The following is a 25947-nucleotide window of genomic DNA, read 5'->3' as shown; positions in this document are numbered from 1 at the left end:
CGCACCGAGTCTACGAAAGGCCGCCGGTCGTCCGGTCAGCGGCGCAGGTAGCTGAGCAGTCGCAGCAGCTGCCAGTAGAGAAAGACCAGGCCGGCGAGCAGCCCGAACGCGCAGTACCACGCGTACCGGCGGGGCAGGCCCGCGCGGACCGAGCGTTCGACCAGGTCGAAGTCGAGGATGAAGCTGAACGCGCCGGCGATGATCGCCACCACCGAGAACAGGTACGACAGCCAGCCGACGCCGGCGGTCAGGCTGTACACCTCCACCCCCTGCCGGCCGGTCAGCAGGTACGCGACCAGGTTGACCACGCCGATCGCGACGATCCCGAGCAGGGTGCCGGCCACCAGCCGGGCCAGCCGCGGGGTGGCCCGGACCACCCGGGCCCGGTAAAGCAGCGCCATGCCGAGGAAGACGCCGGCCGTGCCCACCACGGCCTGCACCGCGATCCCCGGGTAGACCAGCTCGAACGCCCGGCTGGCCACCCCGAGCAGCAGCCCCTGGAGCACCGCGTACCCGGCGATCAGCGCCGGGTTGGTGCTGCCGCGCAGCGAGATGACCAGCGCCAGCGCGATCGCCGCCAGCGCGGAGCCGGCCAGCGCGGCGGAGATCCACACCGCCTGCGGGACGACGAACCAGGCCACCGCCGCCGTGGCGACGGTGAGCAGCAGCAGCCCGACGGTGCGCACCACCACGTCGTCGACGGTCATCGTCTCGGCGTCGCCGAGCCCGAGCACCTCGCGTTCCCGCCGGCGGGTGTCGTCCAGCCGGTCCAACACCGGGTTGGAACTGCGCACCGTCACCTCCTGACCGACGTACCCCTCGCAGTCACTCTGCCCCGGCGGCGTCGGCGGCGGCGGGCAAACGCCGGGGCCCGCTCCCGGCGGGGTCGGTGGCGCCGGGGCCGCTCCCGGCGGGCGGCGGCCGGCCCGCAGACGACGGCGCCCGCCGCCGCGGATCGCGGGGGCGGGCGCCGTCGGCAGCGCGGGTCAGTCGTCGCCCTGGAAGAAGCTCAGCAGGCGCAGGATCTCGATGTAGAGCCAGACCAGGCTGACCAGGATGCCGAACGCGGCCGTCCAGGAGTAGCGCTGGGGCAGCCCCATCCGGACGCCCTCCTCCACCTCCGCGAAGCTGAGCACGAAGCTCAGCGACGCGACCACGATGCAGACCAGGCTGAAGCCGATCGCCAGCGGGCTGCCGTCGCGCAGGCCCGTGTTGACGCCGAACAGCGACAGCACCAGGTTGATCATCATCACCGCGAAGAGGCCGACCATCGCCGCGACCATGCCGCGGACGAACTTGGGCGTCGCCCGGATGACCCGTGCCTTGTACAGCATGGCCATCAGGAAGAACACGCCGAAGCTGGCCACCACGGCCTGGAGCACGATGCCGTCGTAGAGCGAGTTGAAGGCCTTGCTCACCATGCCGACGAAGACGCCCTCGACGACGGAGTACGCGACGACCAGCGCCGGGTTCGCCATCCGGGAGAACGAGATGATCAGGCCGAGCACCAGGCCGACCACCGCGGCGCCGATCCAGGCGACGCCGAGCAGCGAGTCCGGCACGAGCACCCAGGCCGCCGCGGCGGACACGCCGAGGATGCCGAGGAGCGTGACGGTCTTGACCACCACGTCGTCGATGGACATCGGCGTCACGGTGGGCGGCGCGGCCGGGTAGCCGGCCGCGCCAGGGTACTGCTGTGGGGGGTATCCGGGCTGCCCGTAGGGCCCGGTCGGGGCGTACCCGGTGGCGCGCTCCCGCTCGGCCGCTTGGCCGAGTCGGGCGAGCACCGGGTTCGAAGTCTTCACTGTCTGGCCTCCCTCAGGGGGTCGTCGCACGTGAACGTGCCCTTCAAGGGTAAACGCCGCGATCGACGCCGTGGAGATCACCGAGCGAGGCAGGAGCTGTGAAGAAGCTGAGAGGCGAGGTGCCCGGGGCGGGGGTCGAACCCGCACGCCTTGCGGCAGCCGCTTTTAAGGCGGCCGTGTCTGCCTTTCCACCACCCGGGCGGGGCCACGCCGACGCGCCGACGCATCGGTGCAGTGTCACCGTAGCGGGTCCGCGACGACCCGGCGTACCCCGTCACCGCCGCCGCACTAGGGTCGAGGCGTGAGCAGCGCAGCCCCCACGGCCCCCGACGCCGCCCCCGCACCAGCACTCCGTTCCGATGCCCCTGCTCCGGCCGGTCCCCGGTGGGCCCGGTTCCGGGCCGCCGCCGCCCGGAACCGGGCCGATCTGCTCGTCGGGCTGCTCTTCGCGGCCCTCGCGGTCTGGCTCACCCACGGCCTGTGGCCGGACCCCGCCGGCCGGGTGCTGGCGCTCAACCCGGAGGACCAGGCCCTCTACGAATGGTTCCTGGCCGTCGACTCGCGCGCCCTGCTCGGCGACTTCGGTCTGCTCACCGACCGGCTCAACGCCCCGGACGGGGTGAACCTGATGGCCAACACCACGGTGATCGCGCTCGGCGTGCTCTTCGCCCCGGTGACCCTGTTGTTCGGCGCGCCGGTCACCTTCGCCCTGCTCGCGGCGCTCAACCTGGCCGGCACCGCGTTCGCCTGGCACCTGCTCTTCACCCGGGTCCTGGGGGCCCGCCGGTTGGCCGCCGCGCTCGGCGCCGGGCTGTGCGGCTTCGGCCCGGGGATGATCTCGCAGACCAACAGCCACCTCCACATGACCGCGCAGTGGCTGGTCCCGGTGATCGTCTGGCTGGTGGTCCGGCTGCTGCGCGCCGCCGACCCGCTGGGCCGGGCGGGCCGCCCCCGGGGCCGGGCGGGCGACGTGCGCGACGCGGGCGGGACGGGACCGGCCCAGGCCGGCCCGGACCGCCGCCGGATGCTCACCTCCGCCGCCGGCCTGGCCGCCGCGGTCAGCGTCCAGGTCTTCGTCGGCGAGGAGGTGCTCTTCCTCTGCGCGGTGACGCTGCTGGTGATGGCCGTCGCGTACGCCCTGGCCGACCGGGCGCTGCTGCGCCGGGCGCTGCCCGGCTTCGCCGGCGGGATGCTGCTCGCCGCCGGACTGGCCCTGCTCGTGCTGGGGTACCCGCTGTGGTTCCAGTTCGCCGGCCCGCTGGGCGTCGCCGACGGGATGTTCAGCCCGCACTACTTCTCGGCCGACCTGAGCAGCTGGTGGACCGTCTCCCCGCTGTCGGTCATGGGCAGCGACGAGGCGGCCCGGCTCACCACCGGGCCGGCGGAGTACAACACCTTCCTCGGCTGGCCGCTGCTGGTGGTCACCGTCGGCTGCGCAGTCTGGCTGGGCCGCCGCCCGCTGGTGATCGCCTGCGCGGCGGGGGCGCTGGCGATGGGCCTGCTCTCGCTCGGCCCGGACGTGGTCCTCGGCGGCGACCGGACCACCGTCCCCGGCCCGTACGCCCTGCTCGGCGGCCTGCCGGTGGTCGACGGGGCGCTGCCGATGCGGTTCGCCCTGGGGGTGCTGCCGGTGATCGCGACACTGCTGGTGCTGGCCGTGGACCGGGCGCTGCGCGACGCCGGGACGACCCGCCGGCTGATCCCCGCGGCGATCGGGATCGCGCTGCTGCCGGTCCTGCCGGCGCCGCTGCCCACCGCCGAGCGGCCGGCGCTGCCCGAATTCGTCACCGGCGGCCACTGGCGGGAGTGCGTCCGGCCCGGCGGGGTGCTGGTGCCGGTGCCGCTGCCCACCCCGAAGGAGCCGTGGCCGATGCGCTGGGCGACCGCGGCGGACGCGGCCTTCGGCATGCCGGAGGGCTTCTTCATCGGCCCGTACGGCCGCGGCGACACGGCCGCCATGGGCACCTGGAAGCGACCCACGTCGGCCCTGATCACGGACGTGGCGCAGGGTGGCCGGCCCGCGATCGGCGACGCGGAGCGCCAGCAGGCCGCCCGGGACGCCGACCGCTGGGGCGCGTCCTGCTTCGCGCTGGCCGAGGGCACGCCGCGCGCCGACGACCTGCGGGCCGTCCTGGACCAGCTCTACGGCCCGTCCACCCGGATCGCCGACGCCTGGATCTGGCGGGTCTGAGGCCCCGACGAAGAAAGGGCCCCCTCGTCGGCGAGGGGGCCCTTTCTTCGTGCGACTCAGACGCGGGGGGTGACCGGCTGGGACGCCTCGACGAACTCCTCGCGCGGGTCGTGCAACTGGCCCAGGGCGACCACCTCGCGCTTGAGGAAGAACGCCAGCGACCAGTCGACCACGACCCGGACCTTGCGGTTGAACGACGGGATCCGGCTCATGTGGTACGTCCGGTGCATGAACCACGCCGGCAGGCCGGTCATCTTGATGCCGTACACCTGGGCCACGCCCTTGTACAGGCCGAGGCTCGCCACGCTGCCCGCGTGCTTGTGCTTGTATTCCACCGGCTCGCGCCCGCGGACCACGTTCGCGATGTTGTCGGCCATCCGGGCGGCCTGACGCACCGCGTGCTGGGCGCTCGGCGAGCAGAAGTTGCCCGGCTCCTTGGTCAGGTCCGGCACCGCCGCGCAGTCGCCGGCGCTCCACGCGCCCTCGACCACCCGGTCGCCGTCGACGACCTGGAGGGTCGGCAGGCAGGTGACCCGGCGGCGCTCGTCGCGCGGGAAGTCGGTCGCGTCGAGCATCGGCGACGGCTTGACGCCGGCCGTCCAGACGATCGTGTCGGAGCGGAAGCTGTCACCGTCGGAGAGCTTCACCAGCCCGTCGACGCAGGACTCCAGGCGGGTGTCCAGCCGGATGTCCATGTTCCGTTTCAGCAACTGCTGCACCGTGTAGGCGCCCATGTCCCGGTCGACCTCGGGCAGCACCCGCTGGGTCGCCTCGACCAGCACCCAGCGCATGTCCTCCGGCTTCAGCTCCGGGTAGTAACGCAGGGCGTCCCGGGCCATGTCCTCCATCTCGGCCAGCGCCTCGATGCCCGCGTACCCGCCGCCGACGAAGGTGAACGTCAGCGCGCTGCGCCGGACGTCCGGATCCGGCGTGGCGGCAGCCACGTCGAGCCGGTCCAGCACGTGGTTGCGCAGGTAGATGGCCTCGCCGATGGTCTTGAAACCGATGCCGTGCTCGTGCAGGCCGGGAATCGGCAGCGTCCGGGAGACCGCGCCGGGGGCCACGATCACGTGGTCGTAGGCGATCTCCGTGGTCGGACCGCTGATCGGCTGCACCGTGGCCACCTTGCGGTCGTGCTCGATCCGCGTGACCGTACCCGCCACCACCTTGCACCGGCGCAACTCCCGCCGCAGCGGCACCACGGAGTGCCGGGGGGAGATGTTGCCCGCCGCCGCCTCCGGGAGGAACGGCTGGTACGTCATGTGGGGCTGCGGGTCGACGACGACGACCTCCGCCTCACTTGAGGAGAGCTTCTTCGACAGACGCAGGGCGGCGTAGAGACCGACGTGCCCGGCACCGACGACAAGGATCCGCTTCGGGTTCACGTCATCCATCTTTCCCCGGGCGACTCGGGTAATCCCGTCCGAGACCCCCTTCTGTGACGGAGCACAACACCTGTGAACTGCGCGACGTACTCCCGCCGTCTTGCTATCTGCGACGCAACAGCCACCCCAGCAGCACGCTGAGCGCCACCGCGACCAGCAGTCCCACCACGGTCGCGGCGAGGAAGGCGCGGTCCCCGCCGACACCCGATACCTCGACCAGGAGCACCCCGAGCACCGCCGAGGCGAGCAGCACCCCGCCGGCCCGGGTGAGCCAGCGCACGACCAGCTCCGGGTCCACCACCGCGTCGTACGGCAGCAGGGCGGCCAGCGCGCACAGCGAGTGGGCCAGGTAGAGCGCCACCGCCACGGCGAGCAGCCGCCACAACGCGACCGGCCGGCCGTACCCCTCGGTGGACAGCAGCCACCCGCCCACCGTGACCAGGGCGGCGAAGGTCGGCCAGACGCGGCGCGGCCCGACCGCCGGCAGCAGCGCCACCACCGCGAGGGCGGCCAGCGGCCGCCCGGTGAGGACCTGCACCGGGTACGCCAGCAGCAGGCCGGCCAGCACCGTGCCGAAGATTCCGGCGCGGACCAGCAGCGGCGCCAGGCTCACCCGGATCACCGCCGAGCGCGCCGCCCTGGCCCGTTCCGTCACCACCTCGACCGGGTTCACCGGCTCCGCCCCCTCGTCCGCGCGGCCGTCACCGGGCGCCCACCCGGGGGGCGGTGGCGAGCCGGGCCACGTCCCGCAGCACCTGGTCCAGGCTGCCCGCGCCGGCCCAGCGGACCACCGGCACGCCGTGCTCGCGGAGCTGGCCGATCATGGTGTCCCGGTCCAGCCGCCACAGCCGGAAGGCCACCTCGGCCCAGCCCTGCCGACCCGGCGGAGCAAGGTCGGCCGGGAGCGTGTCCACGGCCACCACGAACCGCCCGGACCGGGCCAGCCGGGCCAACATCTGGGCGGACCGCTCGTCCAGCAGCGGGGTGAGCACCACCACCAGCGCGTCCGAGGAGAGCAGGTGCGGCCCGAAGATCTGGTCGTACGGCTCGTGCGGGGCCGCCTCGGCGCGCACGTCGAGCAGCCACTCCAGCAGCGTCAGGTACTGCCGCCGGCCGGACGCGGGGCGCAGCCGGCGGGCCGCCGGCCCGTACTCCAGCATCGCCACCCGGTCGCCGCGGTGCAGATAGTGCTCGCCGATCGCGGCGGCGGCCCGGACCGTGGTGTCCAGCACCGACGCGGCCCCGCCGACGCCACCCGATCGGCCCGCCTCGGCGAGCACGTCCAACAGGACCACCACCTCGGCGTCGCGGTCCGACAGGGTGGCCGCCACGTGCAGCTGCCGGGCCCGCAGCGAGACCCGCCAGTCGATGCGGCGCAGCCGGTCGCCGGGGCCGAAGACCCGCACGCCGGCCAGCTCACCGCCCTCGCCCGGACGGCGGGAGTGGTGCGCGCCGACCAGGCCCGCGGCCCGGGGCATCGCCTCCACCGCCTCGAAGGGCTCCGTCCTCGGGTACACCCGCACCCGGACCGGCTCGGTGACCGCCGCCCGGGAGACCAGCAGCCCGCCCGCGGCGGCGACCCGGGCGCCGGCCGGGCCGACGGGGTGCCGGCCCCAGCGCCGGGCCCTCCCGGTCAGCTCCAGGTCGACGGCGGTGCCGGTGTCCACGACGGTGACGAAGGGCCGGTCCACCCCGCCGCGGGACAGGTCGACCCGGGCCCCGCCGACCTGCGCGCGCTCGACCAGCAGCCAGGGCGAGACGCGGGTGCGGACCACGGCGACGTCGTACCCCACGGTGTCCGGGTTGCCGACGGTGACCGTGCCGGTGAACTCGCCGCCCTCGACCAGGTGCCCCTCGTCGGCGGCGACCCACACCTGCGGCCCGGCGCTCGGCCGGCGGCGCAGCGCGTACGCGGTGCCGAGCGCGAACGGCGCGGCCAGCACGACCAGGTCGACCCGGCCGAGCAGCACCCCGGCGATCAGCAGCACGCCGGTGAGCAGCACCGCCCGGCCGAGCGCCCGGGTCGGCGCCCAGCCCGCCGCCGGCTGCTGCCCCTCGTCGGTGGGCACGGCCGTCAGCGCCCCGGCCGGCCGGCGGCGTAGCTCGGAAGCGCGCCGCTGGCCGGGGCCGGGGTCTGGTCGAGCACCTCACCGACCACGAAGGACGGGTCGACCCGGCGCAGCCACATCTCCGGGCGCAGCGTGATCCGGTGCGCCAGGGCAGGCGCGGCCACCTCCTTGACGTCCTCCGGCACCACGTAGTCCCGGCCGGCGAAGACCGCCCTGGCCCGGGCCAGCAGCAGCAGCGCCAGCGAGCCACGCGGAGAGGCCCCGACCAGCACCGACGGGTGCTCCCGGGTGGCCGCGGTCAACTGCACGACGTACCGGCCGATGGAGTCCTCCACCACCACGTCCTCCAGGGCGGCCTGCATGGCCCGCAGGGTGGCGGCGTCGACGACCGGCTCGATCACGGCCTCCTCGCGGCGGCGGGCGATCCGCCGGCGCAGCACGTCCCACTCCTCCTCCCGGTCCGGGTAGCCGAACGACACCCGCAGCAGGAACCGGTCGAGCTGCGCCTCCGGCAGCGGGTACGTCCCCTCGTACTCGATCGGGTTGGCGGTGGCCAGGACGTGGAACGGCTCGTCCAGCCGGTAGGTGACGCCCTCCACGGAGACCTGCTTCTCCTGCATGGCCTCCAGCAGCGCCGACTGGGTCTTCGGCGGCGTCCGGTTGATCTCGTCGGCGAGCAGCAGGTTGGTGAAGACCGGGCCGGCCCGGAAGGAGAAGTCGCCGCTGCGCTGGTCGTACAGGAACGAGCCGGTGACGTCGGCCGGCAGCAGGTCGGGGGTGAACTGGAGACGGCGGAAGTCCAGCCCGAGGGCCTGGGCGAAGCAGCGGGCGGTCAGCGTCTTGCCCAGCCCGGGCAGGTCCTCCAGCAGCACGTGGCCGCCGGCCAGGATGCCGGCGAGGACCAGCTCCAGGGTTTCCCGCTTGCCGACCACGACCGAGCCGACCGCGTCCAGCACCGCCCGGGCCAGGCGACCGACCTCGGCGGTGGGCAGGGTGCGGTCCACGTCGTTCATCAGATCTTCTCCAGTTCGGCGACGATCGCCGCGAGGTCGCGCGGCGACGGGGTGCGGCGGGGTGGGGTGTCGAGGAACATCGAGAGCCGGTCCCCGAGCAGGGCGCGGGCGCCGGCCGGGTCGGACTCGCGGGTGACGCCGTGCCGCTGGCGCAGCCGCTCGTCGGCCAGCTCGCCGAGGCGGGGCAGAACCCGCTCGGCGAACCGCTCCGGCCGGTCCGACGACCAGTCCAGCGGCCGTTCCCAACCGTTGATCGCGGCGCGCAGCGCGTCCCGGGCGGCCCAGTGGTAGTGGCCGTCCTCCTCACCGGCGGGCGCGCGGGCCCCGACCCGGGGCGGGGGCGGCGGGGCGAGCGCGGCGGTGACCCGGCGGACGGCGAGCAGCGCGACCACCCCGGCGACGACGACCGCCAGCGAAACCTGGAGGCCGACCGTGCGCAGCCCGGCGACCACGACCGCGGTGAGCGCCCCGGCGACCGCGAGGGTCCGCAGCACGCCCCTGACCCGGCCACCCCGGGTGGCCCGGGCCTGCGGCGGCGGCTCCTCCTCGAAGGTGAGCAGGTCGTCGATGCTGGCGCTCACGGCCCCACCCGACCGGTGGCGGCGACCGGTTCGCCGGCGGCCACGGCGGTCAGCTCGCCGCGCAACCGGCGCAGCGCGGCCCGGGCCTGGTCGCGGGTGCGCTCGTCGACGGGGCGGGTGGCGTACCGGGCCTCGCGGTAGACGTGGGCGAACTCGGCCAGCACGTCGGCGCTGACGATCGCCGGGATCCCGGCCTCGGGGTCGCCGCGCAGCAGCCGGGTCACCAGGTCGGTGGATGTGTCCCCGGTCCGCCGGACCACCCCGGCCGCGTCGGCGGCCTCCTCCAGGCGCACCCAGCAGGCGATCACGGCGGTGCGCGGGTCGATGTCGGCGTCGTCCAGCTCGACCAGGCCGGCGTCGAGCGCGGCGACCACCTCGCGGGCGGTTCCCTCGGCGGTGCGCCGGGCCCGGTGCGACGGCAGCGCCCGGGTGGTGCGGCGGGCCATCCCCCGGATCAGGGTCCAGGTCAGGTAGCCGAGGGCGACGGCGATCGCCAGGCCGAGCAGCGCCACCGCGACGGTGCCGAGCCACTCGGGGATGTGCGCGCGGGTGGCCTCCCCGGCGTCGCGCGGTTCGGCCGGGATCGAGGACGGCGGCTGCACCGACGGGTAGTCCGGCACGTACGGGATGTTGTCGGCGGCGGGCGGGATGCGGCTGGCGCCGAGCGACGAGTGACCGGCGGCCAGCGCGGCGACGGCGAGCAGGCCGGTCACCGCGCCGACCGGCCACCACCTGCGCAGCACGCTGAGGTCCATCGCCACCGCCCCACGCCGTCAGTCCACCCCGGCCAACTGCTTCGCCCGGGCGAACACGTCGTCCAGCATCCCCGGGGTCAACCGCCCGGTGAAGGTGTTCTGCTGGCTGACGTGGTAACAACCGAGCAGCGCCGGTGCGGTCGTGCCGGACCAGTGTGCCCCATGGCCGAAAGCCGGTCGAGGGCTGGGCGGGCGGACGCCGTACACCTCGCGCAGCACCGGCCACCACGCGGTCCAGGCGAACGCGCCGAGCGCGACCACGACGCGCAGGGTGGGCCTGATCAGCGCGACCTCGCGGTGCAGCCACGGCGCGCAGGTGTCCCGCTCCGCCGGGGTGGGCTTGTTGTCCGGCGGCGCGCAGCGCACGGCGGCGAAGATCCGGGTGTCGCGCAGGGCCAGGCCGTCGTCGGCGGCGACGCTGGTCGGCTGGTTGGCCAGGCCCGCGCGGTGCAGCGCGGCGAAGAGCACGTCGCCGGAGCGGTCCCCGGTGAAGATCCGCCCGGTGCGGTTGCCGCCGTGCGCCGCGGGGGCCAGGCCGAGGATCGCGAGCCGGGCGTCGGCCGCGCCGAAGCCGGGCACGGGCCGCCCCCAGTACCGCTGGTCGCGGAACGCCGCCCGCCTCGTCCGGGCGACCTCCTCCCGCCAGTCGACCAGGCGCGGGCAGGCGAAACAGTCGCTGACCGCGCCGTCGAGGTCGGCGAGGTCGGCCGCCCGCGCGGCGCGCGCGACCACCTCAACCGGGGTACGTGGCTCAGCCAAGCTTCGCCCGGAACTGTTCGAGGGTGCGGGCCCAGGCGGTGGCGGCGGCCCGCTGGTCGAAGCTCTCCGGCCGGTCCTCGTTGAAGAAGGCGTGCGCGGTGCCCGGGTAGTCGTACGTCTGGCAGGTGCCACCGGCGGTCTCAACGGCCCGGCGGGCGGTCTGCACGCCGTCGGCGGTGGAGGTGCCGTCCGCCTCCGAGCAGTGGATGACGGCGTCCTTGCCCGCGTACCCGCTCCACTGTGGGCTCATCCCGTCCCAGGGCAGTCGCGGGTAGAAGGCGGCGGTGGCCACGATCCGCTCGGACCGGGTGGCCGCCCAGAGTGCCAGGCTGGCGCCGGCGCAGAACCCGACGCAACCGGCCTTGCCGGCGACCTCGGGCCGGTCGGCCAGGTACTCCGCCGCGACGGCGATGTCCGCCGCCGCCTCGTCCATCTGCGCGCTGTTCAGCATGTGCCGGGGCTCACTGGGCCGACTGGCCGGCTGGCCGTGCCGGAAGTCCGGGGCGAGGGCGACGAAGCCGGCCTCCGCGAACCGGTCCACGACCGACCGGATGTGGGGCACGAGGCCCCACCAGTCCTGGATGACGATGACCGCCGGGCCGGCCGCACCGGCGGAGGGTACCGCGAGATACCCCTCGCGCGTCCCCCCCTTGCTGGCGTAGCTCACCATCTCGCCCATCGGCTCCTCCAAGCGGTCAGTCAACGCTGGCTGGTCGCAGGGTGTTTCCTACGTGCCGGTAGCCTGCCACGCCGCGACCGTCGTCGGGAAGACGCCGGAACAGTGGCATTCACCTCCTGTTCCCCCGCCCACGACACCTGGAGTTCCGACGGCTCTCGCCCGCTCGTTGTCTTCCGGTACACGGACGGCGGCGCGGTCCCCCACGCCGCCGTCAGCCGCCGGGGCCGGGGCCGTTTCGGGTCCGGCCCCGGCGCGTCGTTTCCGGCCCGGTCAGGCCGCCTTCCTCGTCAGGCAGAGGAGGTAGCCGGTGCTGCCCGGCTTGATGTTGTAGAAGAAGTAGCCCTCCTGGCCCGGCTGGAGGAACGGCTCGCAGGCCTTCCCCGTCCGCGCCTGGGTCTCGGTCTGGCCGTCCACCCGACCCACCACCGTGTACACCGCCTGGCTGGACGTGCAGGCGACCATTTCGGCGCCACTGGCGTCCTTGCGCTCGCCCTCGGCCACGTCCGGCAGCTCCGCGAGGCAGTCGCCCGCCTTCGCGTCGGCGGTGGCGTCCTTGTCGAACGCGGTGGCCACGGCGGACCCGATGCCGAACTTGAGCGCCGCCACCACGCCGACGGCGAGCAGCACGCCGACCACGCCGAGCACCTTGCGGCCGACGGACCGCTTCTTCTCCGGCTCCCCCTCCGGCTGCTTCGGCAGTTCGGCGGCCGGAGCGGCGTCGCCCGGCAGCCCGGCCGGGGCCGACGCGGAGTCTCCCGGCTGCCCAGCGGCCGGCTGCCCGGCGGAGGGCTGCCCGGCGGAGGGCTGCCCGGCGGAGGGCTGCCCGGCGGAGGGCTGCCCGGCGGAGGACTCGGCGGCAGAGGGCTGCCCGGGGGCGGCGGACTCGGCGGCGGCCGGCGGGTCCGCCTTGGCGGCGGCCGGCGGGTCGGCGGGTCGCGGCGCGTCCTCGGACGGCGGGTTGGGGGGCGGTGCGACCTGCTCTGGCACTGAGGTTCCTTCCGAGGGGTGGATGAGCAGACGACACCGTAGCGATCAACATCGAGGGGCGCTGTCCCGTCCGGCTCGTCCGTTCAGCCAATTTCCAGCTCCGGTTCACCTCGGCACGGACGAACGCGTCGGGGCGTCCGGTGGCCCGGACACCCCGACGCGCGGCGGGTGGGTGTGAATCAGGAGGTGGGCGTGGGCGACGCGGTCGGAACCGGCCCGCCGGTGCTCGGCAGCGGGCCGATGGTCGCCGCCGGCGACGGAGTCGGCCCCACCGCCGGCCCGGCCGTCGGCGCGCCGGGCGGCGTCGGGCCCTCGGTCGGCACGGCGGACGGGACCGTTCCCCCGATCGGGGGAACGGGCGAAGGGCGCGGCCCGACCGGCCCGGCCCGGAACGGCGCGTGCTCCGGGCAGTACGGGTACGCGGGCGCTCCCTGATTCGACTCGGGCAGCCCTTCGCGCACGCACTCCCGGTACCCGAGGCGGATCGGGTTGCCGTCCTGGTCGAACAGGCGGGCGTTCTCCACCAGCCGCCCCTCGCTGTCGTAGACGAAGATGTCGCGAACGAACGGCACCTGTTCCGAGGCGGGCTGGTAGCCGGACTCGTTCCAGCCGAGCCGGTCGTCCGCGTCCACGAACCCGGCGAACGCGAAGACGGCGAGGATCGCCGTGCCCGCGCGGAGCGCGATCCGGGGCCAGCGGCCCAGCGTGGGGGTGCGCCTGCCGAGCCACACCGAGGCCACCACGCAGACGGCGAGCAGCAGCAGCGCGGCGAGCGTGCTGCCGCCCAGCCTCGGCAGCAGCCCGAACGGCGCACCCGTGGTGATGACGGTGATCAGCATCGCCGCGAGGTATCCGCGCAGGACCCACCAGGCGGGGCGGAGCAGCCGCAGGTAGTCGCTCGCCGCGGCGTACCCGAGGATCGGGCCGAGCCGCAGGTCGGTCGCGCGCAGCCGGGCGCGGAGCCAGGAAGCGACGGCGGCGGCCCGCTGGTCCAGGTTGCGGGCGGCGGCCGGACCCCCCGCGCCGGCCGCCGCCCGCAGCTCAGCCGCGTACGCCTCGGGCGTGCCCAGCCGGCCGGCCAGCGGCCCGTCGCCCTCGGCGGCCACCTCGGCCAGGTGCTCGGCCAGGTCCTCGGTCAACTCGTCCCGGACCGTCGGCGGCAGGTCGGTCAGCGCCGCCCGGACCCGCGTCACGTAGTCCGCGATCTCCTGCTCCATGACGGTCATGCCGTCACCCCCCGATCGTCGAGCAGCGTGTCCATGGTGGTGGCGAACGAGCGCCAGAGTTTGCCGGAGCGGGCCAACTGGTCCCGGCCGGCCGCGTTCAGCGAGTAGTACTTGCGGTGCGGGCCGGACTCGCTCGGCACGACGTAGGTGGTCAACAGGCCGGCGGCGAAGAGCCGCCGCAGCGTGCCGTAGACCGACGCGTCGCCGACCTCGTCCAGGCCGGCCACCCGCAGGCGGCGCAGGATGTCGTAGCCGTAGCCGTCCTCCTCCCGGAGCACGGCCAGGACCGCGAGATCCAGCACGCCCTTCAACAGCTGTGTGGTGTCCACGCATCGCACAGTACTGCGCATTGCGCAGTACTGTCAAAGAATCGCGCCGGCCGACGCGACCCCCTGGGGCTGGCTGGCCGTAAGCGACAATCGGCGCCATGCGTTTCTGCGTCCTGGGTCCGACTCAGGTGCTGCTGGCCGACGGGCGCGAGATCCCCGTGGGCGGTCCGCGGCTTCGCGCTCTGCTGGCGCTGCTCCTGCTCGACGCGGGCCGGGTGGTGTCCGCGGATCGCCTGATCGATGGCCTGTACGGCGAGCATCCGCCGCGCGGCGCGTCGAACGCGCTCCAGTCCCAGGTGTCCCGGCTGCGTCAGGCCCTGCCCGCGGAGCACACGGTCGAGTTCCACCCCGCCGGCTATCGCCTCGCCGTGGATCCCGCTGACATCGACGCGTACCGGTTCGAGCGGCTCGCCGAGGCGGGGCGCCGCGCGCTCGCCGGCGGCGACTGGCGGCGCGCCACGGTCGTGTTGCGCGAGGCACTGGACCTGTGGCGCGGTCCGGCCCTGGCCGACGTCATCGACGTGGCCGGTGCACCCGCGCAGGTGGCCCGGCTGGACGAGGTACGGCTGGCCGCCATCGAGGATCGCATCGAGGCGGAGCTGGCGCTGGGCGGGCAGGCCGCCCTGGTCGCGGAGCTGCGGCAACTGGTCGCCGAACACCCGTTGCGGGAGCGGCCACGGGGCCAGCTCATGCGCGCCCTGTCCGCGTCCGGCCGGCCGACCGAGGCGCTCGCCGAGTTCGAGAACGCCCGGCGCACGCTGGCCGAGGAGCTCGGCACCGACCCGTCGGCCGCGCTGGCCGCTGTCCACCTGGCCGTGCTGCGCGGCGAGGAACGCCCAGCCGCGCACGAGGAACCCGAGCACGGACTACCAGGCCAGCTCACCACGTTCGTCGGGCGGGAGGAGGAGCTCAAGCGCGTTGGCGAGTTGCTCGGCGAGCGAAGGCTGATCACTCTCATCGGCCCCGGTGGAGCGGGCAAGACGCGGTTGTCGATCGAGGCCGCGAGCCGCCTCGACACCCGCGTCCGTCTCGTCGAGCTGGCCGGGCTGGCCCACGGTGCGGACGTACCGCAGGCGGTGCTGAGCGCACTCGGCCTGCGCGATGCGGGTCTGCGCGCCCCGGCCGAGCCGAACCGGGACGCCACCGACCGGCTGGTCGCGGCACTCGCCGAGCGGCGGCTGCTGCTCGTGCTCGACAACTGTGAGCACGTCATCGCCGACGCGGCCCGGCTGGTCGCCCGGTTGCTGAGCGCGTGTCCGGCGCTAAGCGTCCTCACCACGAGTCGCGAGCCGCTCGGACTGGCCGGCGAGGCGTTGTGCCCGGTGTCCGGGCTCACCCTGCCGCCGCCCGACTCGTCGGTGCTGGAGGCCCGCGATTACGCCGCGGTCAGGCTGTTCACCCAGCGGGCCGCTGACGTCGCGCCCGACTTCACGGTCACGTCGGCCAACGTCGAGATGGTGCTGCGAATCTGCCGTACCCTCGACGGCCTGCCGCTGGCGCTCGAACTGGCCGCCGCGCGGCTGCGGGCGCTGCCGGTCGCCGAGGTGGCCGCCCGGCTCGACGATCGGGTCCGGCTGCTGTCGATGGGCAGCCGGGCGGCGACGCCGCGGCACCGGACGCTCCGCGCGGTGGTCGAGTGGAGCTGGGACCTGCTCGATGATGCCGAACGGAAGCTGGCCCGACGACTGACTGTGTTCGCCGGTGGTACCACCGTGAAGGCGGCCGAGCGGGTCTGCGGCCTGCCTACGGTCGAGTTCGTCGATGCGCTGACCGGCCTGGCCGACAAGTCCTTCGTGGAGTTGAGTGCCGGCCGGTACCGGATGCTCGAAACGGTGCGCGCGTTCTGCGCCGAACGGCTCACCGAGGCCGGCGAGGCCGACCAGCTGCACCGCGCGCACGCCGCGTACTTCCTGGAATTCGCCTGGACCGCCGATGGTCACCTTCGCCGAGCGGAGCAGTTGGAGTGGCTACGACGGCTCGACGGCGAGCGGGACAACCTGCATGCGGCGCTGCGCCGCGCCACCGGGTCCGGTACCGCGCCTGAGGCGGCCGGGTTGGTCGCGGCCCTGTCGTTCTACTGGTGGCTGCGCGGCATGCGCGGCGAAGGGGCCAGAATGGCCGGCGATGTCCTCGACGTGCTCGGTGCCGAGGCGCCACCCGGTCTGCACGAGGAGTTCGCTCTGTGCGTCTACAACGCCTCGCTCGGCGGTTCCGGCCGACTGCCGCCCCTCGGATCGCAGCGCACCCTGATCCACAGCCTCGACCGGCCACCTCGACAGCCCTTCCTGCTCTATCTGGCGGGGATCTCGATCGGACCGCCGACCGGGGTCGCGGAGGACATCGACGAACTGACGCGGGAGCTGCAGCTGCTGGTCGGCTCGGAGCCGTGGATCGATGCGCTCAGCGCGATGGGAATCGGCTCGGCGCGGATGTGGAGCGGTGAGTGGGACCGGGCGAGGACCGCGCTGGTCACCGCGCTCAACGGATTCCAGAGCATCGGCGACCGATGGGGGTCGATGATCACGCTCGGCGCGATCGGCGAACTCGCCGCCCATCAGGGTGATCCGGGAGCGGCGAGCGCGTTCCTGGACCAGGCCATGAAGTTGGCCGATGAACTCGGATCGACCGTCGACGAGGCCGACATGCGGCGTACCCGGGGCGAGATAAGGCTGCGCGCCGGCGACCTCGCCGCGGCGCAGGACGACTTCGCCCGTGCATTGCTCCTCGCGCAGCGCGGCGGCGCGCCGGAGTTCGTATCCGGCGCCCGCCTCGGCCTCGCCCAGGTGGCGCGGCTGCGCGGAGAGTTCGCACAGGCCAGGCGGTTGTGCGAGGCGGCGTTGGCGGGCGGGCTCACCGGCTGGTACATCGGCGAGGCCACACGTTCTGAGATCATCTCCGCCCTCGAACAGATCACCGACGCGGAGAGGGCCGCGGCCCGGGCCGCACCGGGCGGTGCGCCGCCGTCAGCCGACGGTGCGTGACCCGTCAGCGCCCGCGCGCACCGTGGGGGCATGACGACATTCGAGGTGATCGCGGAGGGACTGGGCAAGCGGTACGGCCCGGCCCGCGCGCTCGACGATATCCACCTGGCCGTGCCGACCGGCACGGTGTACGGGCTGCTGGGACCGAACGGCGCAGGGAAGACCACGGCCGTGCGGATCCTCGCCACGCTGCTGCGCTTCGACGCCGGCCGGGCCACCGTGGCCGGATTCGACGTGACGCGTCAGCCGGACGAGGTGCGTGCCCGGATCGGGCTGACCGGGCAGTACGCCGCAGTCGACGAGACCCTCAGCGGCCGGCAGAACCTGGAGCTGTTCGGCCGGCTGTTCAAACTCGGCCGCCGGGCGGCCCGCCAGCGCGCCGACGAACTGCTCGAACGGTTCGGGCTCGATGAGGCGGCGAGCCGGTCCGCGGGTGAGTATTCGGGTGGGATGCGCCGCCGGCTGGACCTCGCCGCCAGCCTGATCCGCCCGCCGCGCGTGCTCTTCCTCGACGAGCCGACCACCGGCCTGGACCCGCGCAGCCGCAACCAGGTGTGGGACATCGTCCGCACCCTGGTGGCGGACGGGGCCACGGTGCTGCTCACCACGCAGTACCTGGAGGAGGCCGATCAGCTCGCCAACCGGATCTCGGTGATCGACGCCGGTCGGGTGGCGGCCGAGGGCACGCCGGACGAGCTGAAGTCGATGACCGGCGGTGACCGGATCGAGGTGGTCGTGCGCGACGCGGCCGACCTGTCCCGGGCCTGCGGGATCGTCGCGCGGATCTGTGCCGCGGAGCCCGAGCACGATCCGGAGATCCGGCGACTCAGCGCGCCCCTGACCGACCGGGTCACCGGGTTGGTCGACGTGGTGCGGGCGCTGGACGACGCGGGGATCGCGGTCGAGGACATCGGCCTGCGCCGCGCGACGCTGGACGAGGCGTTCCTGCACCTGACCGGACGCCGCCCCGACGAAGCCGGCGAGCCCGTCGGCGCCGGACGAAAGGCGGACGCGGCATGACGACCGCAACCCGATCGCCCGGGACGACGACCGCCCCGCCCCCGCCCCCGCCGCTGTCCGCGCGGACGCCACTGGCGCGGTTGCGCTCCACAATCGCCGACGGCTGGACGATGACCAGGCGGAACATGACCCACGTGATCCGCCAGCCGGAGGAGCTGGTCCTCTACTTCTCGCTGCCGATCATGTTCGTGCTGGTCTTCGGGTACGTGTTCGGCAGCGGCATGCAGGTGCCGGGCGGCGGCAACTACCGCGAGTTCCTGTTGCCCGGGGTCTTCGTGATGACGATGCTGTACGGCCTTGGCGCCACCGCGACCGGCGTGGCGTTCGACCTCAGCCGGGGTGTCGTCGACCGGTTCAGGTCGATGCCGATGGCGCGTTCCGCCCTGATGACCGGCCGCAGTGCCGCGGATCTGCTGCGCGCCCTGCTGGAGATGTCCGCCCTGCTGGTCTGTGGCCTGCTCGTCGGCTGGCAGTGGCGGGACGGCGTGGGCAGAGCGTTGCTCGCCGTCGGGCTCCTCCTGTTGCTGCGAGTCGCGATCACCTGGGTAGGGATCTACCTGGCGCTGCTGGTCCGCAACCCGGACACGGTCGGGGTGATCGTCTTCCCGGCGGCTTTTCCGCTCACCGCGATCTCCAACATCTTCGTGTCGCCCGAGCTGATGCCACGGTGGATCGGTGCGGTCTCGGAGTGGAACCCGCTGTCCGCTACCGTCGCCGCGATCCGCCAACTGTTCGGCAATCCGGGCCTGGGCGGCGACTCGTGGCCGGCAGAGCACGCGATGGTGTTGGCGGTGGCGTGGCCGGTGCTCCTGATCGCGACGTTCGCTCCGCTGGCGGTGCGCCGCTACCGGCGACTGAGCCGCTGACCCCTAATCACCGCCCCCAACCCCGCCGACCCCGCCCACGGCGGGACCGACGGAGGCCCCGACCGCGTCATGATCGCGCTCGATCCAGGAAATAGTGGTGTCCGAAGCTGCGGAAGGCCCCTGTTTCCCGGATCGAGCGCGATCATGACGAGCGCCGGCGACAGCAGCCGGACGCCGGGCCGGCGACAGCAGCCAGGGAAGCGGCGGATGCCCGGGGGTGGCGGCTAGCCGGCGGTGGGCAGCAGGCTCCAGGCGATGCCGTCGAGGATGTCGTGCTCGGAGGCGACCACCGAGGACATCCCGGCGCGCTCCATGATCACCTGGAGAACCAGGGCGCCCGCGCCGATCACGTCGGCCCGCCCCGGGTGCATGACCGGGGTGGCGAGCCGCTGCTCGCGGGTCTTGCCGAGCAGGTCGGCGGTCACCCGCGCCACGGCGTCGTACGAGACCCGGGCGTGGTGGATGCGCTCCGGGTCGTACTCGGTCAGGCCCTCGGCGAGGGCCACGACGGTGGTGACCGAGCCGGCGAGCCCGACCAGGGTGGCGGCCTGCCGCCCCGGTACCGCCTCCAGCGCGCGATCCACCGCGGCCGTGATGTCGGCCTGCGCGGCGGCGACCTCGTCCGCGCCGGGCGGGTCGCCGTGCAGGTGCCGCTCGGTCATCCGGACGCAGCCGATGTCCACCGAGATCGCCGCCTCGACGCCGCCGGAGCGGGTACCGACCACGAACTCGGTGGAGCCGCCGCCGATGTCGACGACCAGGTACGGCGCCTTCGCGTCGGCGGGCAGGCCGCGCACCGCGCCGGTGAACGAGAGCCGCGCCTCCTCGTCGCCGGTGACCACCTCGGGGGCCACGCCGAGGGTCTGCTCGACCATGGCCCGGAAGTCCCCGGCGTTGGAGGCGTCCCGGGACGCCGAGGTGGCGCACATCCGCACCCGCTCCGCGCCCAGCTTCTCGATCTCGGCGGCGTACGAGGCCAGGGCCACCCGGGTCCGCTCGATCGCCTCCGGCGCGAGCCGGCCGGTCCTGTCGACGCCCTGGCCCAGCCGGACGATCTCCATCCGGCGGCTCAGGTCGACCAGCGGCGCCTCCGGCCCGGCGGAGGGGTCGGGCAGGTCGGCGACCAGCAGTCGGATCGAGTTGGTCCCGCAGTCGATGGAGGCCACGCGCGTCGTCACGGCAGCAACCCTACGGCAGTCGCCCCGCCCGCCACGTCACGCGTTCCGCCGCGCCCCCGGCGGCGGCGCGACAGGTCCGGCAGCCACAGGGCCGCGCCGGCGAGCAGCAGCGCCGACAGCAGCGGCAGCCGCCACCACCAGCGCACGGTGGCCGGGGGCGGGTCCGGCGGGTCGGCCACCCACGGGCGGGCGGTCTTCGCCCAGGCCAGGAACGCGTCGCCGACCGGGAGGACGCCGAGGGCGTACCGGCGGGTCCACGGCGTGTCGACGGGCACGCCCACCAGGTCGCCGTAGTTGGCCAGCGCCCCGGCGAGCGCGGCGTCGCCCTGGGACTGGGCCGCGCCGAGGGTGACCACGGTGGCCGACAGGCTCACCCCGAGCAGCAGCGGCCCGGAGTCCACGTCGCCCGGCCCGTCCATGCCGTGCGGGTACTCGCGCACGGCCGGGCCGAGCCCGAGCGGCGTGGCCACGAACCGGTCCCGGAAGCGCAGGTACTGCTCCCGGGCGAACGCCGGGTCGACGTCGACCAGGAAGCGCTGGACGACGCTCTGCGAGGTGGCCCGGGCCACCTCGGCCGGGGCCCCGGTGGCCAGGTCCACCCGGTGCGGCAGCAGCCCGGTGTCCGGGTCGAGGCGCTGTCGCACGCCGTCCAGCCAGCGCGTCACGGTGCCGGTGAAGCGGGGCGGGAGCAGCGCGTCGTGCAGCCGCAGCGAGGCGATCGCCACCGTCGAGTCCACCGGCCACGCCTGCCCCGGGTACGCGGCCAGGTACGGCGAGGCGGAGCCGTCGAACGCCGCCCCGACGGCCGCCGACGCCTCGGCGAACCGGGCCGCCTCGGCCGGGTCGCGCCGGTCCGCCGGTTGCAGGGCGAGCACGCCGCCGCGCAGCCAGTTCGTCCAGCCCTGCCAGAAGATCCCGTACGCGGGGGTCAGGCCGGGGTCGAACGGTGCGGTGCCGTCCGGCGACTCCAGTCGGGCCAGGGCCCACCGGGCCTCCCGCAGGGCCGGCTCCCGCCGCCCTGCCGGCTCGCGCAGGCCCAGCTCGACCCGGGCCAGCCCGTACAGGGCGTGGGCGAAGAACCACCCCTCGGGAAAGAGCGCCTGGGCGTCGGAGCCCGCGCCGTCGTCGAGCGCGGCGCGCAGGAAGGCGAGCTGCCGGGCCACCCCCGGCGGCTCGTCGTCCGGGCCGGCGGTGGCCGGCGCGACGAGGCGTACCACCCCGAGCAGGGCGGCGGCGCTCAGCAGCACCGCGCAGACCCGACGAAAAGTCCTCACCCGGACAGCATGACCGGGATGATCAAGGGCCTAGAGGCGCAGCAGCATCCGGGTGTTGCCGAGGGTGTTCGGCTTGACCCGCTCCAGGTCCAGGAACTCCGCGACGCCCTCGTCGTACGAGCGCAGAAGCTGCTCGTAGACCGGCTGCGGCACCGGCGCGCCGTCGATCTCGGCGAAGCCGAACGAAGCGAAGAACCGGGTCTCGAAGGTGAGCACGAAGATCCGGGCCACCCCGATCTCCCGGGCCGCGTCGATCAGCTCGCCGACGATCCGGTGGCCGAGCCGCCGGCCCCGGTACGCCGGGTCCACGGCGACCGTGCGGATCTCGGCCAGGTCCTCCCACATCACGTGCAGCGCACCGCAGCCGACCACCGCGCCGTCGCCGTCGGCCACCACCCGGAACTCCTGCACGTCCTCGTACAGGGTGACGGTGGCCTTGCTGAGCAGCCGCCGGCCGTCGGTGTAGGTGTCCACCAGCCGCCGGATGCCCCGCACGTCGGAGGTGCGGGCGCGGCGCACCACGAGTTCGTCGGACGCCGGCACGGTCACTCGTCCGCCGGCACGTCCACGCAGGGGCCGGCGGCCCACCACTCCTCCACCAGCGCCAGCGTCTCGTCGCCGAACGGGTTGACCCCCGGGCCCGCGCCGAGGGCGTGGCCGAGGTGCACGTGCAGGCACTTCACCCGGCCGGGCATGCCGCCGGCCGAGATGCCGGCGATCTCCGGCACCTCGCCGATCGCGGCCCGGCGGGCCAGGTAGTCCTCGTGCGCCGCCCGGTACCGGGCGGCCAGCTCCGGGTCGGTGGCGAGCCGCTCGGCCATCTCCTTCATCAGCCCGGCCGACTCCAGCCGGCTGCACGCGGAGGTCGCCCGGGGGCAGGTCAGGTAGAACAGCGTCGGGAAGGGCGTCCCGTCCGTCAGGCGCGGGGTCGTCTCCACCACGTCGGGCAGGCCGCAGGGGCAGCGGTGGGCCACCGCCCGGGTGCCGCGCGGGGTGCGTCCGAGCTGGGCGGCCACCGCGGCCAGGTCGCGCTCGGTGGCCGGTTCCCGCTCCGGCGGGGGTACGGAGTCCGCCGCCGGGTGCTGCGGGGGTACGACAGTCACGGTGCCCATCTTTCGTCGGTGCTCTGTTGGTGCTGCGCTCACTGGCCGGGGCGGTCGGCGTTCGCGGCCCGCACGCTCGACCACAGGGTGTCGTACCAGGGGTCGGGGGTCTGCGGCCGGGCGGGGGCCTTTCCGCCGCTCGCGTCCCGGGCCGCGCCGGCGGGGTCGTTGAGGACGATGACCGGGACCTCGCCGGGGTAGACCATGTAGAACCGTTCCCGGGCCTGGATGCGGATGTACTCGTCGTCCTGCCACTTGCCCGCCTCGGCGGACAGGTCGGCGATGAGCTGCCGCTGGGCGGACTGGGCCGCCTCCATCCGCTCGATGTCCGCCTGCTGGTCCAGGTAGACCCGGACCGGGTAGGTGTAGGCGAGGGCGAGCGCGATCAGCACCGCGAAGAGCACGGTGGCCCGTCCGGTGAAGCGCCGGGGGTGGGGCGCGGAGAGCCGCTTCACGCTGCCGCCGGCCGCCGTGCGCCGGGCTGCGGCGGGACGATTCGTGGAGCGAACCTGGTCGGCGGCGCGGGCCGAGCCGGGCGACCGGCCGGCGGTGCGCGCCTCCGCGCGGACGCCGTCGCGGACCGACGCCCGGGCGCGGGCCCCGCCCGGCCGGCCGGTGTTACCCGGCCGGCGGGCGGGACGCTGACCACCCGGTGTGCGGCGCTGCTGCATCGTCACACCCCTCCCCCGAGGTTAGCTGGGCGTTCTCAGGCGGAACGGTAACGCGGGAACGCGCCCGCCCCGGCGTACCGCGCCGCGTCGGACAGCTCCTCCTCGATCCGCAGGAGCTGGTTGTACTTGGCCACCCGGTCGGAGCGGGCCGGGGCGCCGGTCTTGATCTGGCCGCAGCCGGTGGCCACCGCCAGGTCGGCGATGGTGGTGTCCTCGGTCTCGCCGGAACGGTGGCTCATCATGCACCTGAAACCGGCCCGGTGGGCCAGCTCGACCGCGTCGAGGGTCTCGGTGAGCGAGCCGATCTGGTTCACCTTCACCAGCACGGCGTTGGCGGACTTCTCGGCGATGCCCCGGGCGATGCGCTGCGGGTTGGTGACGAACAGGTCGTCGCCGACGATCTGGATCCGGTCGCCGACGGCGGCGGTCAGGGTGGCCCAGCCGCTCCAGTCGTCCTCGGACAGCGGGTCCTCGATGGAGACGATCGGGTAGTCGCCGACGAGCTTGGTGTAGTAGTTGCTCATCTCCTCGGCGGACTTGGCCGCGCCCTCGAAGGTGTACGTGCCGTTGTCGAAGAACTCGGTGGCGGCCACGTCGAGGGCGAAGACGATGTCGGTGCCGAGCCGGTACCCGGCCTTCTCGACCGCCTCGGCGATCAGGTCCAGCGCGGCGGCGTTGGTGGGCAGGTTCGGGGCGAAGCCGCCCTCGTCGCCGAGCCCGGTGGAGAGACCCTTCTTCTTCAGCACGGACTTCAGCGCGTGGTAGACCTCCGCGCCGGAGCGCACCGCCTCGCGGAAGGTGGGCGCGCCGATCGGCGCGATCATGAACTCCTGGATGTCGACGTTGGAGTCGGCGTGCGCCCCACCGTTGAGGATGTTCATCATCGGCACCGGGAGCAGGTGCGCGTTCGGGCCGCCCAGGTAGCGGAAGAGGCTCAGCTCGGCGCTGCCGGCCGCTGCCTTGGCCACGGCCAGGGAGACGCCCAGGATGGCGTTGGCGCCCAGCTCGCCCTTGTTCTCGGTGCCGTCGATGTCCAGCATCTTCTGGTCGATCAGCCGCTGCTCGCTGGCCTCGTACCCGATGAGCTGATCGACGATCTTGTCCTCGATGTTCGAGACCGCCTTCTCGACGCCCTTGCCCTGGTAGCGGCCGGCGTCACCGTCGCGCAGCTCGATCGCCTCGAAGGCGCCGGTGGAGGCGCCGGACGGCACCGCGGCGCGGGCGATCGTGCCGTCGTCGAGCCCGACCTCGACCTCGACCGTCGGGTTGCCCCGCGAGTCGAGAATCTCCCGGGCGACGATTCCCTCGATGGTTGCCACTGAGTCGCTCCTCGTATGTGTGGTTCCGGTCCGGTATGGGCCGCGACGGTGCGGCTGGGGCAGGTGTTGAACGCAGCGTATCGGGCGGCGGCTCGACGCACCGCGTCGCCCGGCGTACCGGCCCCGGGGGCGGACGTCGGACATTCCCGGATTCTCGGCCCTCAACCCGGCAACCGGTTTGCGTGACGTGGACCGGTCGACAAGGCTGGTCGCCATGCCCGCCGTCTCGACCACGCTCCGCGCGCTCGCCCTGTCGGCCATCGCATCACTCTCCGTGACCGGCTGTCAGGCCCTGGACGACGCCGGCCGGGCGTTCGGGCGATCGGACCTTGTCAACGACATCGCCGCCCGGCTGGACCGGGCACTGGAGCTGACCTACTCGGCCGACTACCAGATCTCCGGCGGCCAGGCCGCCTCCATCGCGCAGACCCAGGACCCGGCCCGCTCGGTGTACGCCTGGCAGGGCGGGAGGCTGACCGTCACCGCCGAGGCCACCACCCGGTGCGAGACCGGTCCGGACCGGACCGTGTGCACCCTGCTCGCCCCGCCCGTGACCACCGCGAAGCCCTCGGTGGCCCTGTTCACCGAGGCCGAGCAGCGTGGCCTGGTCACCCCGCCGGCGGTGGTGGGGCTGCTCGCCGAGGCCGCGCTCGACCCGGAGGCGGTCGTCGCCCAGAGCGGCACCACCCTCGCAGGGCACCACGCCACCTGCGTGGACGTGCAACGGTCGGCCGGCGACTTCACCGCCTGCGTGACCACGGAGGGCGTGCTCGGCAGCTTCACCGGCGAGCTCGACGGCCGGCCGACGGAGCTGGCCCTGACCCGCTACAGCGACACGGTCGACGGGGCGAGCTTCGAGCTGCCGGCCGGGGCCGCCGTCGTCGACCGCCGCTCCGCCGGCTCGTGACCACCCCGCCGACGCCCCTGCGGGGCGGGTTCGTGCCGGGAGCCGACCGGGCCGGGACGCCGCAGCCCGGGGACCTCGCCCTGGCGGTCGCCGGACGGAGGCTGCTGACCGGACCCGGCGGCCGGTTCCCCCGGGTGGCCGAGCTGCCCGCCGACAGCGCCTGGGTGCCGCTGGGCACCCTCGACGAGGTGCCCGTCTGGGGCGTCGAACTGGCCGACGAGCAGGCCCTCCCGGGCCGCTGGCAGAGCTGGCGGACGCTGGCCGCCGAGCTGCCCGCACCCCTGGCCGATCTGGCCGGCCGGGCGCTGGCCGTGCTCACCTGGCGGCGCACCCACCGGTGGTGCGGGGCGTGCCGGGCCGAACTGGCCGACGTGCCGGGCGAGCAGTCCCGGCGGTGCCCCGACTGCGACCTGTACGTGCCGATGCAGCTCTCCGCCGCCGTGCTGGTGGCCATCACCCGGCCCGGGTCGGCCGGCGGCCCCGACGAGCTGCTGCTGGTGCGGCACGCGGACGGGCCGCTGAAGATGTGGGCGCTGGTCGCCGGGTACGTGGAGGCCGGCGAGTCGCTGGAGGCGGCGGCCCGCCGGGAGGTCGGCGAGGAGGTCGGGCTGGCCCTCGACGCGATCTCCTACTTCGGCAGCCAGCCCTGGGCGGTCTCCGGGCCGGGGGTGCTGCTGGCCGGCTTCACCGCCACCGCCGCCGACCCGGCCGCCGAGCCGGTCGTCGACGGCAGGGAGCTGACGCAGGCCCGCTGGTTCCCGCTCGACGCGCTGCCGGCCGAGCTGCCCTCGGCGTACTCGATCTCCCGGTGGCTGGTCGACCACGTCGCCGCCCGCCCGGCGGGCTGAC

25 protein-coding genes and 1 tRNA gene are annotated in these 25947 nt (G+C 74.4%); 6 read left to right on the top strand and 20 right to left on the bottom strand.

Features of this window, described 5'->3' with window-relative positions; translation table 11 throughout:
* Positions 1 to 35: 35 nt before the first annotated feature.
* From ABT023_RS02530 to ABT023_RS02520, 3 genes are all read right to left on the bottom strand, one after another.
* Positions 36 to 794: a Bax inhibitor-1/YccA family protein gene (locus ABT023_RS02530; protein ID WP_350880883.1), complete on the bottom strand. Its 759-nt coding sequence runs from the start codon at positions 792 to 794 to the stop codon at positions 36 to 38.
* A gap of 192 nt (positions 795 to 986) precedes the next feature.
* The gene (locus tag ABT023_RS02525) at positions 987 to 1805 is read right to left on the bottom strand and encodes a Bax inhibitor-1/YccA family protein (RefSeq protein WP_350880881.1); all 819 of its coding nucleotides are present in this window, start codon (positions 1803 to 1805) and stop codon (positions 987 to 989) included.
* Positions 1806 to 1925: 120 nt separating this feature from the next.
* Positions 1926 to 2006 (bottom strand) — tRNA-Leu (locus ABT023_RS02520).
* A 100-nt stretch (positions 2007 to 2106) separates the two neighbouring features.
* On the opposite strand from ABT023_RS02520, the gene ABT023_RS02515 reads away from it, so the two are divergent.
* Entirely contained in the window at positions 2107 to 3996 is a 1890-nt protein-coding gene (locus tag ABT023_RS02515; RefSeq protein ID WP_350880879.1) for a hypothetical protein, read from the top strand.
* 56 nt (positions 3997 to 4052) lie between these two features.
* On the opposite strand, the gene ABT023_RS02510 is transcribed toward ABT023_RS02515, so the two are convergent.
* The 11 genes from ABT023_RS02510 to ABT023_RS02460 form a co-directional block, all read right to left on the bottom strand.
* Entirely contained in the window at positions 4053 to 5381 is a 1329-nt protein-coding gene (locus ABT023_RS02510; RefSeq protein WP_350880877.1) for an NAD(P)/FAD-dependent oxidoreductase, read from the bottom strand.
* Positions 5382 to 5484: 103 nt separating this feature from the next.
* Positions 5485 to 6054, bottom strand: a complete 570-nt coding sequence (locus ABT023_RS02505; RefSeq protein WP_350880875.1) for a hypothetical protein — start codon at positions 6052 to 6054, stop codon at positions 5485 to 5487.
* A 28-nt stretch (positions 6055 to 6082) separates the two neighbouring features.
* Complete coding sequence (locus ABT023_RS02500) at positions 6083 to 7459, bottom strand: DUF58 domain-containing protein (RefSeq protein WP_350881133.1); 1377 nt, start codon at positions 7457 to 7459, stop codon at positions 6083 to 6085.
* Complete coding sequence (locus ABT023_RS02495; protein ID WP_350880872.1) at positions 7456 to 8463, bottom strand: AAA family ATPase; 1008 nt, start codon at positions 8461 to 8463, stop codon at positions 7456 to 7458. The genes ABT023_RS02500 and ABT023_RS02495 overlap by 4 nt, the downstream gene beginning before the upstream one ends.
* A complete protein-coding gene (locus ABT023_RS02490; protein WP_350880870.1) occupies positions 8463 to 9044 on the bottom strand; it encodes a hypothetical protein in 582 nt (193 codons plus the stop codon). The genes ABT023_RS02495 and ABT023_RS02490 overlap by 1 nt, the downstream gene beginning before the upstream one ends.
* Complete coding sequence (locus ABT023_RS02485; RefSeq protein WP_350881131.1) at positions 9041 to 9799, bottom strand: DUF4129 domain-containing protein; 759 nt, start codon at positions 9797 to 9799, stop codon at positions 9041 to 9043. Before ABT023_RS02485 ends, ABT023_RS02490 begins: the two co-directional genes overlap by 4 nt.
* 18 nt (positions 9800 to 9817) lie before the next feature.
* Entirely contained in the window at positions 9818 to 10531 is a 714-nt protein-coding gene (locus tag ABT023_RS02480; protein WP_350880868.1) for a uracil-DNA glycosylase, read from the bottom strand.
* 19 nt (positions 10532 to 10550) lie between these two features.
* Positions 10551 to 11237 carry a dienelactone hydrolase family protein gene (locus ABT023_RS02475; RefSeq protein ID WP_350880866.1) on the bottom strand — a complete coding sequence of 229 codons (687 nt, stop codon included), beginning with the start codon at positions 11235 to 11237 and terminating at the stop codon, positions 10551 to 10553.
* Positions 11238 to 11507: 270 nt separating this feature from the next.
* The gene (locus tag ABT023_RS02470; protein WP_350880864.1) at positions 11508 to 12224 is read right to left on the bottom strand and encodes an LppU/SCO3897 family protein; all 717 of its coding nucleotides are present in this window, start codon (positions 12222 to 12224) and stop codon (positions 11508 to 11510) included.
* Positions 12225 to 12403: 179 nt separating this feature from the next.
* On the bottom strand, positions 12404 to 13450 hold the full coding sequence (locus ABT023_RS02465; protein ID WP_350880862.1) for an HAAS signaling domain-containing protein: 1047 nt from the start codon (positions 13448 to 13450) through the stop codon (positions 12404 to 12406).
* The gene (locus ABT023_RS02460) at positions 13447 to 13779 is read right to left on the bottom strand and encodes a PadR family transcriptional regulator (RefSeq protein ID WP_350880860.1); all 333 of its coding nucleotides are present in this window, start codon (positions 13777 to 13779) and stop codon (positions 13447 to 13449) included. Before ABT023_RS02460 ends, ABT023_RS02465 begins: the two co-directional genes overlap by 4 nt.
* A 98-nt stretch (positions 13780 to 13877) precedes the next feature.
* Between ABT023_RS02460 and ABT023_RS02455 the strand changes: the two genes are divergently transcribed.
* The 3 genes from ABT023_RS02455 to ABT023_RS02445 all read left to right on the top strand — a co-directional run bounded on the left by ABT023_RS02455 (position 13878) and on the right by ABT023_RS02445 (position 18646).
* Complete coding sequence (locus ABT023_RS02455; RefSeq protein WP_350880858.1) at positions 13878 to 16760, top strand: AfsR/SARP family transcriptional regulator; 2883 nt, start codon at positions 13878 to 13880, stop codon at positions 16758 to 16760.
* Between the two features lie 30 nt (positions 16761 to 16790).
* Positions 16791 to 17780: an ATP-binding cassette domain-containing protein gene (locus tag ABT023_RS02450; protein WP_350880856.1), complete on the top strand. Its 990-nt coding sequence runs from the start codon at positions 16791 to 16793 to the stop codon at positions 17778 to 17780.
* Between the two features lie 110 nt (positions 17781 to 17890).
* Positions 17891 to 18646 carry an ABC transporter permease gene (locus tag ABT023_RS02445; protein ID WP_350881129.1) on the top strand — a complete coding sequence of 252 codons (756 nt, stop codon included), beginning with the start codon at positions 17891 to 17893 and terminating at the stop codon, positions 18644 to 18646.
* 224 nt (positions 18647 to 18870) lie between these two features.
* Here ABT023_RS02445 and ABT023_RS02440 read toward each other — a convergent pair whose 3' ends face one another.
* From ABT023_RS02440 to eno, 6 genes are read right to left on the bottom strand one after another with little or no spacing between them, the layout of a single operon-like run.
* Positions 18871 to 19812, bottom strand: a complete 942-nt coding sequence (locus tag ABT023_RS02440; protein ID WP_350881127.1) for a Ppx/GppA phosphatase family protein — start codon at positions 19810 to 19812, stop codon at positions 18871 to 18873.
* Between the two features lie 8 nt (positions 19813 to 19820).
* Positions 19821 to 21098: a hypothetical protein gene (locus ABT023_RS02435; protein WP_350880854.1), complete on the bottom strand. Its 1278-nt coding sequence runs from the start codon at positions 21096 to 21098 to the stop codon at positions 19821 to 19823.
* 30 nt (positions 21099 to 21128) lie between these two features.
* Positions 21129 to 21641 (bottom strand): amino-acid N-acetyltransferase, encoded by a 513-nt coding sequence (locus tag ABT023_RS02430; RefSeq protein WP_350880852.1) that lies wholly within the window; start codon positions 21639 to 21641, stop codon positions 21129 to 21131.
* 2 nt (positions 21642 to 21643) lie between these two features.
* The gene (locus tag ABT023_RS02425; RefSeq protein WP_350880850.1) at positions 21644 to 22201 is read right to left on the bottom strand and encodes a DUF501 domain-containing protein; all 558 of its coding nucleotides are present in this window, start codon (positions 22199 to 22201) and stop codon (positions 21644 to 21646) included.
* Positions 22202 to 22239: 38 nt separating this feature from the next.
* Positions 22240 to 22872, bottom strand: a complete 633-nt coding sequence (locus ABT023_RS02420; protein WP_350880848.1) for an FtsB family cell division protein — start codon at positions 22870 to 22872, stop codon at positions 22240 to 22242.
* A gap of 35 nt (positions 22873 to 22907) precedes the next feature.
* Positions 22908 to 24191 (bottom strand): phosphopyruvate hydratase, encoded by a 1284-nt coding sequence (gene eno / locus ABT023_RS02415; RefSeq protein WP_350880846.1) that lies wholly within the window; start codon positions 24189 to 24191, stop codon positions 22908 to 22910.
* Between the two features lie 214 nt (positions 24192 to 24405).
* On the opposite strand from eno, the gene ABT023_RS02410 reads away from it, so the two are divergent.
* Both ABT023_RS02410 and ABT023_RS02405 read left to right on the top strand, forming a co-directional pair.
* A complete protein-coding gene (locus ABT023_RS02410) occupies positions 24406 to 25098 on the top strand; it encodes a hypothetical protein (RefSeq protein ID WP_350880844.1) in 693 nt (230 codons plus the stop codon).
* On the top strand, positions 25095 to 25946 hold the full coding sequence (locus ABT023_RS02405; protein WP_350880842.1) for an NAD(+) diphosphatase: 852 nt from the start codon (positions 25095 to 25097) through the stop codon (positions 25944 to 25946). Before ABT023_RS02410 ends, ABT023_RS02405 begins: the two co-directional genes overlap by 4 nt.
* Position 25947 lies beyond the last annotated feature (1 nt).

The sequence above is a fragment of the Micromonospora sp. NPDC002296 genome (assembly GCF_040296145.1).
GTDB lineage: Bacteria > Actinomycetota > Actinomycetes > Mycobacteriales > Micromonosporaceae > Micromonospora.
Note: the sequence above shows the minus strand (reverse complement) of the source record. Positions and strands in the feature narration are given on the sequence as shown.